The organism is Kushneria pakistanensis, from assembly GCF_014652795.1.
GTDB classification, from domain to species: Bacteria; Pseudomonadota; Gammaproteobacteria; order Pseudomonadales; family Halomonadaceae; genus Kushneria; species Kushneria pakistanensis.
This window is the reverse complement of the sequence record NZ_BMZM01000002.1, coordinates 692,540-708,209: the sequence shown is the minus strand read 5'-3', so window position 1 is coordinate 708,209 and position 15,670 is coordinate 692,540. Positions and strand designations below refer to the sequence as shown.

Sequence of the window (15,670 nt, the reverse complement as noted above, 5' to 3'; positions counted from 1 at the left end):
GCCTACGACACCGTGGCAGCGGCGTGCGCTGCATCGTATTCGGCCTGACGCCGGGCGCTGCGCCGCTGCATGACCCGCCAGGCCAGCATCGTCAGACCGATATTGGCCACGATCACGATGGCGCCGGCCAGAGGGATAGTGTGCATCGGCAGGCCCGCACTGATGACCACCCCGCCCACGCTGGCGCCGGTGGCATTGCCCAGATTGAAGGCACTCTGATTGAGCGTCGAGGCCAGGTTGGGCGCCTCGGCGGCCTGGTCCACCACCAGCAGCTGCAAAAGCGGCATGATGGCAAAGGAGATGGCCGCCCACAGGAAAATGGTCAGCATCGCCGGCACCAGCGAAAAGAGCGTGAACGACATGATCACCAGAATCACCCCGGTGCCCAGCATCAGCTTCATCAGTACCGGCATCAGGGCGCGATGCCCCAGGCGTCCGCCCAGAATGCTGCCGGCGGTCAGCCCCAGGCCATAAATGGCCATGATCAGCGTGATCCAGAGTCCGCCGACGCCGGTCAGCGTCGAGAGCATCGGTTCGATATAGGTCACGACGGTAAACATCGAGATCGAGGCCAGCACGCTCAGTCCCAGTGCCAGCAGCACCGACCCTTCCTTCAACACGCGAAACTCGCCCATGATCCCGCCTTCATTGCGCGGCAGGCTCAAGGGCAGCCACTGCCAGAGCGCCAGAATGGCCACCACGCCGATGGCCGCCACGCTCCAGAAGGAGGCGCGCCAGCCGAGCGCCTGACCGATCGCCGAGCCCAGCGGCACGCCCAATACGCTTGCCAGCGTCAGCCCTGCAAACACCAGCGAGATCGCCTGTCCGCGCTTTTCAGGCACCACAAGACCTGCTGCCGTAACCGAGGCGATACCGAAAAAGGCACCGTGGGAAAACGACGTCACCACGCGCGCCGCCATCAGGCTGAGATAGTCCGGTGCCAGCGCACACAGCACGTTGCCGACGATAAAGATGCCCATCAGCATGATCAGCGTGGGCTTGCGCGGCCATTTCGACGTGATGACCGCCAACAGCGGCGCGCCGACCACCACGCCCATGGCGTAGCCCGACACCAGATAGCCGGCCGCCGGCACCGAGACCCCCAGGTCATCGGCCACGCCGGTGAGCAGGCCCAGAATCACGAATTCGGTCGTGCCAATGCCGAAAGCGGCAATGGCCAGAGCGATCAGGGGCAGTGACATGACAACCTCGAAATACAGTGGGCACCTTGTGAGCCGTGCAGTATAGACACCGACCCTTTACGGCTAAAGTCGAATAACTGCTTCTGGCCCGGCCATCCCGGGAGCTGCCCATAAAAAAGGGCATCAGGTGTCGTGTAACACCTGATGCCCGTCGCAGCCCCCTGACGCCTATGAACGTGAGGCGGCGGCCTTTCCGGCGGCGTTGCGACGCCAGAGTCCGGACTGCCAGCCGTGAGCCAGCGCCGCCACACCGCCGCCGAAGAACACGGCAAAGCTGCTGATATCACCCAGCGGTGCAAGGCTGATCGGAATACTCACCAGACCGCCCATGATCAGGGATCGCAGCGCGACCGGATTGACGCCACCCTGGTAGTGGTAGGCGCTGGCGGCATCGGAGGAAAAGAGCGCATCCAGATCGATCTTCTGGCGGCGCACCTTGTAGAAGTCCATGAGGATAATGCCGTAGAGCGGCCCGATCAGACCGGCCAGCACGCCCACCGTGTAATGGATCAGTTCGGGATTGTTGAACAGATTCCACGGCGTGAGAAAGATCGAGCCGACCGCGGCGATCATCCCACCCATGCGCCAGCTGATCTTTTCGGGCGCAACGTGGGAGAAGTCAAAGGCCGGGGCGACAAAGTTGGCCACGATGTTGATGCCGATGGTGGCGGCCACAAAGGCAAAGACACCCAGTACGGCGGCCGTTGCACTGTCGATGCGGGCCACGGTCTCGATCGGGTCGGTCAACATTTCACCAAAGATCTGCGGCGTGCCGGAGACCACCACCACAGTGATGATGGAGAACACCAGAAAGTTGACCGGCAGGCCCCAGAAGTTGCCGCGACGCACGGCCTTCTCGGTGGCGCAGTAGCGCGAGAAGTCACCAAAGTTGAGCGTCGGACCGGCAAAATAACCGGCCACCAGCACCGCCGCCACCACCATCTGCCACAGCGCTTCACCACCGCTGAGTGTCTGACTCGACAGCGACAGGCTGATGTTGCTCGGACCGGCACTCCAGACGATCCAGCCGGCCAGGGCAAACATGACGGCGTAGACCAGCGGGCCCGCCCAGTCGTTGAAACGGCGGATGGTGTCCATGCCGCGCCAGAAGACCAGCGCCTGCAGTACCCACATCAGTGCAAAGCAGAACCAGCCCAGCGCCGACAGACCGACAAAGCTCACTTGGGTCCAGGACTCGAGCCCCGGGAACCAGCGCAGCAATACCAGCAGCAGCGCGTTGGAGGCAAGCCAGGTCTGAATGCCGTACCACACCACCGCGATAATGCCGCGAATGACCGCCGGCACGTTGGCGCCCTTCGTACCAAAGGCCATGCGACAGATGACCGGAAAGGGCACGCCCGTGCGCTGGCTGGGCCGCGCCACGGCGTTGGCAAAGCACTGCACCACCAGAATGCCGACCAGCAGGGAAATCAGCACCTGCCAGCCCATCAGCCCGAGGCCGAACAGACTGGCCGCCAGCACGTAGCCACCAACGCTGTGAATATCGGCCATCCAGAAGGCGAAAATATTGTAGGCGTTCCAGTTCTGCCGGGCCGGGGCCAGATCCTCGTTATAGAGGTGCGGATCGGGCGCTGCGGGCATCTGCCCCTCGGTCTTGATGCTGTTCATGAGCGACTCCATGAAGGATCGTTACGCTGCCGCGGGCAGCCCTGCGATGGCCGGATGGCCGACATCGTCTGTCACTTCATTCGTATACAATCCCCGTGCCAGATTGACGCCAACGCAGGTAAAAATTTGTTCTCGGGCCACAAGGTGTTGTTGTGTCGATATTTTTTGACTGACGAGGCCGCTTGCCGAGCGTTTCCAGTGCGCCAGAGGGCTACGACCAAGGTCGAAAGGCCGCATCATGCGTGCACCATAAAAGTGCTACAACGTCACGATATGCACCAAAAAGGCGCCCTTTTGGTCGTCATTGTGCTGGCACCGGCTCGTTTTGAGGGCGCCCTTTTCTGCATCATCTGTCCGCGACAGGCGTTTGAAGGCAGTGGCATGGAAAATGCTTGTATACAATCTCAAGGCAGCTATCCGACAGGAACAGCATGACAGGAGCCTCATGAACGATACCCGTCAGTTTCATCTGCTGGCCGGTCTTGCCACCGGACGTGACGCGCGCAGCGATGACGCGATCTATCAGGCACTGTGGGAGGCCATCGTGGAGCATCGTCTCTCCCCGGGCGCCCGTCTGCCGGAAGATGCACTGGCCGGCGCCTTTGGGGTGAGTCGTACCACCGTGCGGCGCGTACTGCAGCGTCTGGCGCTGGAGCAGCTGGTGACGCTTCGCACCCATCGCGGCGCCCAGATCACAAGCCCCACCCCTGGTGAGGCGCGTGACGTCTTCAGGGCGCGACGCGTGCTTGAAGGGGCGCTGCTGGCCGAGGTCATGAGGTATATCACCCTGGAAGATGTGCAGGCACTCAAGCAGATTGCCGAGCAGGAGCGCCACGCCAGCCGCGAGCAGGCCATACGCCTGTCGGCCCGCTTTCACACCCGGCTGATGGCCATTGCCGGCAATGCCTCGCTGTCGGACGCACTTTCCCAGCTGATATCGCGTACCTCCCTGATCATTGCCGTCTATGGGCGCGGGCAGGCCGGCTGCCCCTGCGAACATCAGACCCTCATCGAGCTGCTGAAGGCAGAAGCGCTGGCCCCCGTGCAGCACTGGATGCATCAGCACCTGGCCGACATCGAGGCAAGCCTTGATTTCACCGCCAGCGGCGATGCCCTGCCCGACTTTGAACATCTTTTTGGCCACCACCGCGAGCAAAACGTGTCATGACGTCTCAACCCCCGACCATCTGTGTCATTAACCCCAATACCAGCACTGCCATGAGCGAAGGCATTGCCACCAGCGCCCGAGGCGTGTCGCGCGGCGAGATCATCATGCATACCTCGCGTCACGGCCCGGCGAGCCTTGAGGGCCACTTTGATGAGGCCATTGCCGTCCCGGGACTTTTAGAGCGCATGATCGAGACCGAACACGGCGACACCCGCGTCGATGGTTACCTGATTGCCTGTTTTGGCGACCCGGGCCTGGCCGCCGCCCGCGAGATTTCCCCGGTGCCGGTGATGGGTGTGGCAGAAGCCGGCATGCAGATGGCGGCCATGGTGGCGCGGCGTTTCTCGGTGGTGACTACGCTTGCGCGTACGCTGCCCATTGCCGAGCGGCTGTTGCACGAGTATGGCAAGCGCGAGCAGTGCGCCGGGCTGCACGCCTGCGAGCTGCCGGTAGCTGCCTTTGAATCCGAGGATGACAGCGTGTATGAGACGCTGCTGGCCGCCTGTCGCGCCGCACTTGAGGTGGATGACAGCGACGCCATCCTGCTGGGCTGTGCCGGCATGAGTGAGCTGGCCGAGCGGCTGGGGGAAACGCTGGGTGTGCCGGTCATTGATGGTGTCACGGCAGGCGTGGCCCTGCTGGAGGCCGTCAGCGCCACCGGCTACCCGGTCTCCAAACGCGGCGACCGCGCCGCCCCGCTGGCCAAGCCCCTCTACGGCGCCTTTGAACACCTGAGCCGGAGCACTTCATGAACCACGACCTTTACCTGGACAACTACCCCCGCGACCTGCACGGCCATGGCGCCAATCCGCCGGACCCGAAATGGCCCGGACGCGCCCGGGTGGCGGTACAGTTTGTGCTCAACTACGAGGAAGGCGGCGAGAACAGCGTGCTGCACGGCGATGCCCACAGCGAGACGTTTCTCTCCGACATCATCGGTGCCGCGCCCTACCCCGATCGCCACATGAGTCTGGAGTCGCTCTACGAGTACGGCTCGCGGGCCGGCGTGTGGCGCATCCTGCGCGAATTCGAGCGTCGTAACCTGCCGCTGACGGTCTTTGGCGTCACCATGGCGATGGCGCGCCATCCGGAAGTGGTCAGCGCCTTTCAGGAGGCCGGCCACGAGATCGCCTGTCACGGCCTGCGCTGGATTCATTATCAGGACATGAGCGTCGAGCAGGAGCGCACCATGATGGTGCAGGCGCTCGAGCTGCATAAGACCCTGACCGGAGAGTTGCCGCTGGGGTGGTATACCGGGCGTGACAGCCCCAATACCCGCGCTCTGGTAGGCGAGCATGAACATTTTCTCTATGACTCGGACTACTACGGTGATGACCTGCCCTTCTGGACAAGGGTCAGCAACGCCGAGGGTGAGGCGCGTGATCATCTGATCGTGCCCTACACGCTGGACACCAACGACATGCGCTTTGCCTCGGCAGGCGGGTTCAACTACGGCGATCCGTTTTTTGCCTATCTGCGCGACGCCTTTGATGTGCTCTACGAGGAAGGCGCCGAGTCACCCAAGATGCTCTCGGTCGGCCTGCACTGCCGCCTGATCGGCCGGCCCGGACGCTTTCGCGCCCTGCAGCGCTTTCTTGATCACATCGAGGCGCACGACCGGGTGTGGGTCACCCGCCGCGTGGATATCGCCCGCCACTGGCACGAGCATCACGCGCTGACGCCGCGCTGAGTTTTCGCACCACGTTCTGGCCCGCTGCAGGTGCGGCGGGCTAGCCCATCGCCAGCATCCACAGCGGCAGCGTGCCCGCGGCCAGCAGCGTCGACAAAAAGATGCTCGCGCCCACGGTGTGCTGCTCCTCGCCGGGTTGAGCAAAGGCCAGCACATTCACCCCGATCGGCCCGGCAGCCGCCAGCACCAGAACATGCAGCGCCAGCGGTGAAAGCCCCGGCATGAGACTGCCCAGCGCCAGTACCATCAACGGAAAGATCATGAGCTTGCCGACACAAACCGCCCAGATGGTGGGCGAGGTGCGAAGCCGATAGCGGGTCAGCCCCACGCCGACCACGATCAGCGCACACGGCAGGCCTGCACGCGCCAGCCAGTCCAGCACCTGCCATAGCGGGTCGGGCAGCGATAGCCCGGTCACGTTGATCAACCCCCCCAGCAGCAGGCCCACCACCAGCGGATTGGCCAGCGTTTTCAGAAGGCTCAACACGTTTGGCCGCTGCTCACGGCCCTGGCCAAGCGCGGCATACAGCGACTGGGTCGAAAACAGGATCAGGCTGTGGACCGCCAGCAGCGCAAAGAGATAGACCAGCCCCTGGGCACCAAACAGCGCCGTGACCAGTGGAATGCCGATCAGCACGTTGTTGGAATAGCTCGCCGACAGCCCGATGGCAGACGCCTGTCCCGTCCGCCGACGGATATAGAGATTGAAGCCGGCAAAGAGCAGCAGCGCCGGCACGAAATAAACCACCAGCAGCAGCGGCGAGAGCGCATCTCCCAGCGGGGCACGCGCAATGCCGGTCAGCAAAAGGCAGGGCAGAAAGAGCTTGAAGGTCACCCAGGAAAGTCCACCCGCACTGGACGGCGTCAACCACTGCCGCCAGCCCAGCACATAGCCGACCACGATCAGCGTGAAGATGGGCAGGATCGCGAGTATGGCGGTCATGGGCACTCCCTGGTTCATGGTCCCATGGCGCGGATGGGGTAAAAGGCGCCCGGGCAGCCTCGCATCATAACCACCGGGGCGTCTCGTGCCTATGTGCGCTCGCCCCTCATGCCGGCTCGTTCCCATGCGCCATGGGCACCGGCCCGGGCGATCAGATAGTGATCCTGACCGGGCGCGCCCAGAAGCGACAGCCCCCAGGGCGCATGGCCGCCGCCGTCCCGGTCGTCACACAAAAGCGGCATGGAGAGCTGCGGGGCGCCCCACAGCCCGGCCAGCGCGGTCATGCCCATCAGGTGCTCACGATAGGTCTCAAGTGGCCGACCGGTCAGCCCTAGAAGCGGCGCAGCGCCCGGCGCAGTGGGCAGGGCCAAAAGCTGCGCGCCGTCATCGCTGAAGGTACGCAGCGCATCGATAATCTCCTTGCGCGCCTTCTGTGCCGCCAGCTCGTCAGCATCAGTCAACGTGGCGCACCACTGAAAGCGGGCCCTGATATCCGGCGCCAGCCGCGGCGGTTCGCGCGTGAGCATTTCCCCGTGAACCCGCCAGATATCGCGCCCCTGCAGCACCCGAAAGGTGCGCCCCAGATGGGCCAGCCACTGACCTAGGAGCGACTGGACCAGCAGATCCTGTCTTGCCCCCAGTGCCTGGTGAAAGCGTGACGCCTCGCTGGCCAGTGCCTCGGGCACCAGCAGGGTCATGACGCGCTCGGGCGCGCTGCCTTGTGCGGCGGGCAGCAGCACGCGGGCCACATCGGCCAGGGTGTCATGATCGCGGCACATCCAGCCCACCGTATCAAACGACGGCGCCAGCGGCAGCAGACCGTCGCAGCTGACCGCGCCGTGCGAAGGGCGCAGCCCCCACAGGCCGTTGTAGCTGGCCGGAATGCGAATCGAGCCGCCGGTGTCGGTGCCCAGCCCGATCTCGGCCTCGCCGCGTGCCACGGCGATCGCCGAGCCGGAACTCGAGCCGCCCGGCAGGCGGTCGGGCGCCTGTGGATTGATCGGGGTACCGTAGTGCACGTTGGCACCGTTAAGGCTGTAGGCGAACTCGTCGGTCTGGGTCTTGCCGGCAAGTCCAGCGCCGGCGTTCAGCAGGGTCTGCACGGCTGGCGCGGTACGTCGGGCCAATTGCTGGGCGGCAGCCCAGTCGGGGTTGCCCGCGCCGGTCACCTCGCCTTCGATATCAAAAAGATCCTTCACCGCCAGGCGCTGCCCGGCCAGCGGGCCGTGCCCCATGACAGTGGCGTTGTTCTCGGGGCGCCCCTTGACCCAGACGCTGCGATCCACACGCTCGATGATGTCACTCATGTGCACTCCCTGGCCTGACCGGCGCTGTTGAGGATTTCACCAGGTGATTGCAACCTTCGTGCCAGATCGGGACAGATGCCGCCTGCGGCGGGTACAGGCACCTGTGGGTGACATGACATCAGCGCATGACGGTCGATGACATGCACGCCCCCGGTGCAGGAAAGCCTCCCTGCGCACTCATCTGGACGCAAAAAAGGCGGCCCGAAGGCCGCCTTTGGTGGTGACACCACAGCTTGAATCAGGCCAGTTCATCAAGGTCTGAATAGACCCCGCTGATGGCGTCAATACGCGCACGCCCGTCGCCCAGGCGCCGGTGCAGCAGCGCGTTGGCCAGCAGGTTGATCAAACTCATCACCGAGGTGTAGCTGTCAAAGGCGGAGACGCTGTCCAGCGGACACTCCAGCTGCCAGGTCGGTGACACGCCAGCTGCCGCAAGTGTGGGGTCGCCGATCAAGAGCGTATCCACACCGCTGGTCGCGAGCTGTTCGACCAGATTTGAGAAGCCGTGCGTGCGACGTCGAAAGCCCATGACGATGGCCAGCGTCCCCGATGGTACGCCGGCCAGCTCCTCGCCCAGCGACTGCCCGGGCAGCGGCGCCAGCCGCACGTTCGGGCGAATCTGGATGAGTTGCTGGCGCAGATGCAGGGCCGGCGGATAGCCGTTGCGATAACCAATCACCAGTACTTCGGGTGCCTGATCCAGCGCCTCGATCAGCGCATCAAAGGTGTCGGCGTCGATGGCGGCCAGCATCTGGTGCAGGTTATCGCGCTCGCGCTCGAAGTGACGCTGAAAGCGCTCCAGGCCGCTGCCCAGCGCGCTTTCATCGGTGACCAGTGGCACGCCATGGTAGCGCAGCTCGCGGGCGTGCTGGCGCACTTCGCTGAAGCTGGCAAAGCCCAGGCGCCGAAAGAGCCGGCTGACCGTGGCCTTGGAAACGCCGGTCAACCGGGCGATTTCAGCGGCGCTGTAGACGGCCACATCATCGAAGTGATCCAGAATGAAGGTCGCCACCTTCTGCTCATGGGGGGTGAGCTGGTCAAACTGCTGACGCAGTCGCTGACCCAGATGCTGGTCCATGGTGTTCCTGAATAAGGTGTTCCGAAAGAGGGGATTCGCAAATCGCGGCCCGGGCGACGTGCTGCCCGGGCCGTACAGCGAAGGCACATATCAGGCGATGAGCGCCGACACGGCGGTACTCATGGCATTGAGGGCATCGTCGACGTCACGCGCCTGAACGGACTCGTCCGGATGGTGGCTGATGCCGCGGTCGCAGCGCACAAACAGCATGCCGATATCACAGATGCCGGCCATCGCCATGCCGTCATGTCCGGCACCGCTGGCCAGGCGCATGACCGGACCGCTGTCCGTGCCGCTGACGGTGCTGATCGCATCGGAAAGCGCCTCGACCAGCTGCGGCGAGCAGGCCACCGCCGGTGCCGAGTGGGTCTCCTGCCAGTACCAGGCCAGCCCGCGAGCCTCGCCGATGCGATCACAGGTTTCGCGAATGGCGTCCAGCGTGCGGTCGCGATCCTCATCGCGCTCGGCACGAATGTCCAGACTCATGCGCACCTCACCGGGAATCACGTTGACCGCGCCGGGAAAGGTCTCCAGCGAGCCGACCGTGGCCACAATGCCGGCGGCGCGCGCCAGTGTCTCGATGGCCACGATCGCCTCGGCGGCACCGGAAAGCGCATCGCGACGCAGGTCCAGCGGCGTGGTGCCGGCGTGGCCGGCCTCGCCCCTGATCGTGATGGCAAAACGGCGCGCGCCGGCAATGGCACTCACGACACCCAGCGAGCGACGCTCGGCTTCCAGCACCGGGCCCTGCTCGATGTGGGCTTCCAGATAGCCGGCAACGGATTCGGGGGCGCGGGCAGCTTCACCAACTCTTTCGGGATCGAGCCCGAAATCAATGAACGCCTGACGCAGGGTGACACCATCACGCCCGACAATCTCCCACCAGGCGGGATCCCAGCTGCCGGCCACGGCGCGGCTGCCCAGCAGCGCCGTACCGAAACGGGTGCCCTCTTCATCGGCAAAGGCAACGACCTCCACCGAGCGGGTCGGGCGCTGACCGGCGGCGTTCAAGCGCGCCACCACGCCAATGGCCAGCAGCACGCCCAGCGGGCCGTCATAGCGCCCGGCGTTGATCACGCTGTCAGAGTGAGAACCCAGCAGCAGCGCCGGCAGTGACGGGTCGCTGCCTTCCAGCCGCCCCCACTGGTTGCCGGCGGCGTCCTGCCAGGTCTGCATGCCGGCATCCTGCATCCACTGCGCCAGCTGTGCGTTGGCGCGGGCGTGTTCCGGCGTCAGGTAGCAGCGCGTGAGCTGACCCTCATCGGCCGAGATGGCGGCGAGCTGATCGCAGGCCGCAACGATCGCGTCGCCGTTATACATGGGCGCTCCCCGAACCTTGCTGCAGGGACTGCTGCGGGTTCTGCTGATAGAACTCGCGCGCCGCGCCGGCACCGCTGCCGGCCGTGATGCTGACGCCGGCCTGACGCAGCACTTCTTCAAGGGCGGCCAGCGTGGTCATGACGGTATCGCGACGGGCGTTATAGCCCATGGTGCCGATGCGCCAGATGCGCCCGTGCAGCGGCCCGAAGGAGGTGCCGATCTCGATGGCGTAGTCCTCCAGCAGGGTGCGACGCAGCACTTCGCCTTCCACGCCGTCGGGAATGTAGATGCCGACCACGTTGTTCATGCGATGGGCCTGATCACCGAACAGCCTGAGCCCCATGGCCGAAAGCCCCTGGGTCAGCGCGCCGCCGTGCAGGGCGTGACGGGCCACGGCCTGATCCATGCCTTCATTGACCAGCAGGCGAGCGCACTCCCGCGCCCCATACAGCATGCTGGTGGCTTCGGTGTGGTGGTTGAGACGCGACGGGCCCCAGTAATCCAGGATCATCGACAGGTCGAAATAATTCGAGCGGATGCGCACGCCGCGTCCGGCATCATGGCCGTCACCCACCAGCCCGGCCTCGATGTGGGCACGTCCGCGGATGCATTCGACGGCACGCGGGGAGAGCGTCGTCGGCGCACTGCCGGACGGCCCGGCCAGGCACTTCTGCAGCCCGGCGGTGACGGCATCAAGCTGCCAGCCATCGGTGTCCAGCGTATTGCCGGCCAGCGACGCCGTGGCATCGGTATAAAAGAGCACGTCATGCGTGCGGCAGATTTGACCGATCTCCGAGAGCGGCTGGCACATGGTGGTGGAGGTATCGCCCTGCACCATGGCGAGCACCTTCGGGTTCACCTCGCGAATGGCGGTCTCGACCTGCTCGGGGGTGAAGACCTCACCCCACTCGACCTCGATGATGTGCACTTCACCACCGGCCCGCTCGGCGATTTCGCGCAGCAGATGGCCAAAGCGGCCGAACACCGGCACCAGCACGCGGTCGCCCGGCTCGATCAGCGACACCAGTACGGCCTCGATGCCGGCGCGCGAGGTGCCGTCGATCACAAGCGTGGCATCGTTTGTCGTGCGAAAGACATCGCGATAAAGCGCCTGGGTGTCGTTCATGCAGGCGGTCATCGCCGGGTCGTACTGGCCGATCAGCGGCGCGGACATGGCGCGCAGTACGCGCGGGTCAGCGTTGATCGGGCCGGGGCCCATCAGAAGGCGTGTCGGGGGATTGAAGGACTCATGGGACATGGCAGGCAACCTCGTTACGATCGTTTCATATTGATGCTATAGGAAACCATGGTTGCAGCGCGAGTCTTTGGGAGATTGATTTTTATCATCGCCTCGAAGGGCAGGAGACAGAACGCTGCATGACCAAATCTTTGATGAAACTTAATCCAATGCCTTGGTCGTTTTGCAGTCCTGACACGCCGGCAGTAACGTAGCGTCACCTGTCAGGCGCTGCTTGTCACAAGGGCACAGGGTGTCTGTCACAAGGAATAACAAGTCATAAAAAGGAAACCTTACCCATGATCAAACGCCAGACCCTTGCTTCGATGCTGTCGGCAACCGCCATGACGCTGGGCGCGATGGCGCTGTCCACGACCAGCGCGCAGGCCGGTCAGCAGCAGTTCATGACCATCGGCACCGGCGGCCAGACCGGCGTCTACTATGTGGTGGGCCAGTCGGTCTGTCGCTTCGTCAATCAGGGCGACAGCGGCTATCGCTGTAATGCACCCTCGACCGGTGCCTCGGTAGCCAACGTCAACGGTATCGAAAACGGCGATCTGGACATTGGCGTGGCCCAGTCCGACGTGCAATACAACGCCTACCACGGTGAAGGCCAGTTTGAAGGCAAGGCTCATGAGGACCTGCGCTCGGTCTTTGCCATGCACGGTGAACCGCTCACGCTGGTAGCGCGTGCTGATTCGGGCATCAGGACGCTGGATGATCTCAAGGGCAAGCGCGTCAACATCGGTAACCCGGGCTCGGGTAACCGCGCGACCATGGAAGTCGTGATGGCCGCCAAGGGCTGGACCACGAAGGATTTCTCCCTGACCTCGGAGCTCGATAGCGCCGAACAGGCTTCGGCACTGGCGGATAACAATATCGATGCCATGGTTTTTGTCGCCGGTCACCCCAATGGCTCGATCCAGGAAGCGACCACTACGGTCGATGCCCGTATCATTCCGCTCGACGGTGAAGTGATCCAGAAACTGGTCGAGGAGCACCCCTACTACAGCTTCTATACCGTGCCCGGCGGCATGTACAAGGGCAATCCGGATGACGTGAAGACCTTCGGTGTCGGGGCCACGCTGGTCAGCGCCGAGAAGGTCAATCCGGATCTGGTCTATGCCGCGGTCAAGTCCGTGTTCGACAACTTTGATCGCTTCAAGAAGCTCCATCCTGCCTTTGCCACGCTGGATCCGGAAACGATGGTCAATCAGGGCCTGTCGGCGCCGCTGCACGAAGGGGCAAAGCGCTACTATCAGGAAAAGGGCTGGCTCAACGAGTAAGCCGACCCGAGTCGGGTCATGTTGATCACGGCCCGCCTGCCATTGTTTACAGTGCAACGCTCCCAACCGGGGGCGTTGCGTCATTTCCGATCCGGGCTGCTGTTCCGGAGAGGTTTTGCCGCCAGAGGATGCGGACATGAACACGACTCCCTCCCCGAACGAGCGCCCGGCCGTTGACGCCAGGGAGCTGGCCGCCGTTGCCGATACCGGGGGCCGTCAACCACAGGGTGCCACCGGACGCCTGTTGCTGATCGTGGCCGTTGCCTGGTCACTGTTTCAGCTCTGGATTACCTCACCTCTGCCCTATCTGATGGGCTTTGGTGTTTTCAGCGCTACCGAGGCCCGCTCGATCCATCTGGGCTTTGCGCTTTTTCTGGCCTTTCTCTCCTGGCCGGCGCTCAAGCGCTCACCGCGCGATCGCATTCCGGTCACGGACTGGGTACTGGCAGCGGTGGCGGCCTTCTGCGCGCTCTATATCTATCTGTTCTACGCCCAGCTTTCGAACCGTCCCGGCAATCCGATTCTGCAGGATGTCATCGTCGGCGTAATGGGTCTGGTACTGCTGCTGGAAGGTACACGCCGAGCACTGGGCCCGCCGCTGATGATCGTGGCGCTGGTGTTTCTGGGCTATTCACTGGCCGGGCCATACATGCCGGGCATGCTGGCCCACCGCGGCGTGAGCTTTGATGCCCTGATCAACCACCAGTGGCTAACCACCCAGGGCGTCTTCGGCATCGCCCTGGGTGTCTCCACCAGCTTTGTCTTCTTGTTCGTGCTCTTTGGCGCCCTGCTCGACAAGGCCGGTGCCGGCAATTATTTCATCAAGGTGGCCTTTTCGATGCTGGGCCACTATCGCGGCGGGCCGGCCAAGGCCGCCGTGGTGGCCTCCGGGCTGACCGGTCTGATCTCGGGCTCCTCGATTGCCAATACGGTCACTACCGGCACGTTCACCATCCCGATGATGAAGCGGGTCGGGTTTTCCTCGACCAAGGCCGGCGCCGTCGAGGTCGCCTCCTCGGTTAATGGTCAGATCATGCCACCGGTCATGGGCGCGGCCGCCTTTTTGATGGTCGAATACGTCGGCATCCCCTATGTCGAGGTGATCAAGCACGCCTTTCTGCCGGCGATGATTTCCTATATTGCGCTTTTTTATATCGTGCACCTGGAAGCCATGAAAGCGGGCATGCAGGGGCTCAAGAGCGCCAATCCACCGCGGCCGTGGCTGTTCAAGCTGCTGGGCTTTGCCACCGGACTGGTGGGCCTGATGGCGCTGAGTGCAGTGGTCTATTACGGGCTTGGCTGGCTCAAGCCGGTGCTGGGTGAATCGACCCCCTGGGTGGTCTCGATGGCGCTGATGGTGATCTATGTTGGCCTTTTGAAACTGGGTGCCCGCTATCCGGAGCTTGAAGCCGACACGCCCGATACCAGTATCACGACCCTGCCGCAGACCCGACCCACTGTCATGGTGGGGCTACACTATCTGCTGCCGGTGGTGGTGCTGGTCTGGTGTCTGATGGTCGAGCGTCTTTCGCCGGGACTGTCGGCCTTCTGGGCGACCGTGCTGATGATGATCATCATGGTCACGCAACGCCCGCTGAGCGCGGCGTTTCGCGGCCGGCTGGCCCTGGGCGAGAACCTGCGCCAGGGGCTTCATGATCTCTGGAGCGGACTGGTCGACGGGGCGCGCAACATGGTCGGCATAGGCATTGCCACCGCCACGGCGGGCATCATTGTCGGCGCCGTCTCCCAGACCGGCGTCGGGCTGGTGCTGGCCGATCTGGTCGAACATCTCTCGATGGGCAGTCTCTTTCTGATGCTGCTGCTCACCGCCGTTTTGAGCCTGATTCTGGGCATGGGGCTGCCGACAACGGCCAACTACATCGTGGTGTCGGCGCTGCTGGCGCCGGTCATCGTGCAGCTCGGCCAGCAGCAGGGGCTGATCGTGCCGCTGATCGCGGTGCATCTGTTCGTGTTCTATTTTGGCATCATGGCCGATGTCACCCCGCCGGTGGGACTGGCGTCCTTTGCAGCCGCTGCCATTTCGGGCGCCGACCCGATCCGCACCGGCTTTCAGGCCTTCTGGTACAGCCTGCGCACCGCCGCGTTGCCATTCCTGTTCATCTTCAATACCGATCTTTTGTTGATCAATGTCGATCTCTGGCACGGCATCATCATTTTCGTGGTGGCGACTGTCGCCATGCTGGTCTTTGCCGCGGCGACCCAGGGCTGGTTTATGGTGCGCAACCGCTGGCATGAGACTATCCTGCTGCTGCTGATCGCCTTCACGCTCTTTCGCCCCGGCTTCTGGCAGGACATGATCGTGCCGCCCTATGAGGAGATGCCCCCGGCGCAGTTCGCGCAGGCTTATGGCGAACTGGGTGATGGCCAATCCATGCGCGTCGGCATTGAGGGGATCAACGAGTACGGCGCGCCAATGCGCCTGGTCATTGAAGTGCCGGTGGTCGAGGGCAGCGACGGCCAGACCCGACTGGACAATCTGGGCCTGACGCTTCGACAGGACGGCGACACCACGCTTGTGGACATGGTCGGCTGGGGCAGTCAGGCAAGTCGGCTGGGCTTTGACATGGACCAGACGATTACCTCGGTGGGCCTGCCCCGCGAGCGGTTTGCCAAGGAGTGGCTGTGGATACCGGCGCTTCTGGTGCTGGCGCTGATCGTCTACTTGCAGCGACGGCGTCGAGCGGATCACACTGATTATCAAGCAACATCAGCGGCGTCCTGAGATCATGCGCCGCCCATTCCTGACAGGGCGGCGCAAAACATTAAGCAGCACAAATAGTTGTCGAAAT

Annotated in this window: 13 protein-coding genes; 6 read left to right on the top strand and 7 right to left on the bottom strand. The window is 63.7% G+C overall.

Translation table 11 applies throughout. The features are described from left to right. Nucleotides 1-2: 2 nt before the first annotated feature. Together IE123_RS08635 and IE123_RS08630 are read right to left on the bottom strand one after the other, a co-directional pair. A complete protein-coding gene (locus tag IE123_RS08635) occupies nucleotides 3-1,202 on the bottom strand; it encodes an MFS transporter (RefSeq protein ID WP_189517115.1) in 1,200 nt (399 codons plus the stop codon). Between the two features lie 168 nt (nucleotides 1,203-1,370). After that, nucleotides 1,371-2,831: an NCS1 family nucleobase:cation symporter-1 gene (locus tag IE123_RS08630; protein WP_189517113.1), complete on the bottom strand. Its 1,461-nt coding sequence runs from the start codon at nucleotides 2,829-2,831 to the stop codon at nucleotides 1,371-1,373. Between the two features lie 54 nt (nucleotides 2,832-2,885). Between IE123_RS08630 and IE123_RS08625 the strand changes: the two genes are divergently transcribed. From IE123_RS08625 to puuE, 4 genes are read left to right on the top strand one after another with little or no spacing between them, the layout of a single operon-like run. Next, entirely contained in the window at nucleotides 2,886-3,266 is a 381-nt protein-coding gene (locus tag IE123_RS08625) for a hypothetical protein (protein ID WP_189517111.1), read from the top strand. 10 nt (nucleotides 3,267-3,276) lie between these two features. Beyond that, the gene (locus tag IE123_RS08620; RefSeq protein WP_189517109.1) at nucleotides 3,277-3,999 is read left to right on the top strand and encodes a GntR family transcriptional regulator; all 723 of its coding nucleotides are present in this window, start codon (nucleotides 3,277-3,279) and stop codon (nucleotides 3,997-3,999) included. Beyond that, on the top strand, nucleotides 3,996-4,751 hold the full coding sequence (locus tag IE123_RS08615) for an aspartate/glutamate racemase family protein (protein WP_189517108.1): 756 nt from the start codon (nucleotides 3,996-3,998) through the stop codon (nucleotides 4,749-4,751). The genes IE123_RS08620 and IE123_RS08615 overlap by 4 nt, the downstream gene beginning before the upstream one ends. After that, nucleotides 4,748-5,689, top strand: coding sequence for an allantoinase PuuE (gene puuE / locus IE123_RS08610; RefSeq protein WP_189517107.1), 942 nt, complete (start codon nucleotides 4,748-4,750; stop codon nucleotides 5,687-5,689). Before IE123_RS08615 ends, puuE begins: the two co-directional genes overlap by 4 nt. Nucleotides 5,690-5,729: 40 nt before the next feature. Here puuE and IE123_RS08605 read toward each other — a convergent pair whose 3' ends face one another. The 5 genes from IE123_RS08605 to IE123_RS08585 form a co-directional block, all read right to left on the bottom strand. Then, complete coding sequence (locus tag IE123_RS08605) at nucleotides 5,730-6,632, bottom strand: AEC family transporter (RefSeq protein WP_189517106.1); 903 nt, start codon at nucleotides 6,630-6,632, stop codon at nucleotides 5,730-5,732. 89 nt (nucleotides 6,633-6,721) lie between these two features. Then, the gene (locus IE123_RS08600; protein ID WP_189517105.1) at nucleotides 6,722-7,939 is read right to left on the bottom strand and encodes an amidase; all 1,218 of its coding nucleotides are present in this window, start codon (nucleotides 7,937-7,939) and stop codon (nucleotides 6,722-6,724) included. A gap of 238 nt (nucleotides 7,940-8,177) precedes the next feature. Next, a complete protein-coding gene (locus tag IE123_RS08595; RefSeq protein WP_189517104.1) occupies nucleotides 8,178-9,017 on the bottom strand; it encodes a MurR/RpiR family transcriptional regulator in 840 nt (279 codons plus the stop codon). A gap of 90 nt (nucleotides 9,018-9,107) precedes the next feature. Then, nucleotides 9,108-10,337 carry an allantoate amidohydrolase gene (locus IE123_RS08590; protein WP_189517101.1) on the bottom strand — a complete coding sequence of 410 codons (1,230 nt, stop codon included), beginning with the start codon at nucleotides 10,335-10,337 and terminating at the stop codon, nucleotides 9,108-9,110. Beyond that, complete coding sequence (locus IE123_RS08585; protein WP_229819670.1) at nucleotides 10,330-11,595, bottom strand: pyridoxal-phosphate-dependent aminotransferase family protein; 1,266 nt, start codon at nucleotides 11,593-11,595, stop codon at nucleotides 10,330-10,332. Before IE123_RS08585 ends, IE123_RS08590 begins: the two co-directional genes overlap by 8 nt. Nucleotides 11,596-11,873: 278 nt before the next feature. Between IE123_RS08585 and IE123_RS08580 the strand changes: the two genes are divergently transcribed. Next, nucleotides 11,874-12,860 carry a TAXI family TRAP transporter solute-binding subunit gene (locus IE123_RS08580; RefSeq protein ID WP_189517099.1) on the top strand — a complete coding sequence of 329 codons (987 nt, stop codon included), beginning with the start codon at nucleotides 11,874-11,876 and terminating at the stop codon, nucleotides 12,858-12,860. A 136-nt stretch (nucleotides 12,861-12,996) separates the two neighbouring features. Further along, on the top strand, nucleotides 12,997-15,603 hold the full coding sequence (locus tag IE123_RS08575) for a TRAP transporter permease (protein ID WP_189517097.1): 2,607 nt from the start codon (nucleotides 12,997-12,999) through the stop codon (nucleotides 15,601-15,603). Nucleotides 15,604-15,670 lie beyond the last annotated feature (67 nt).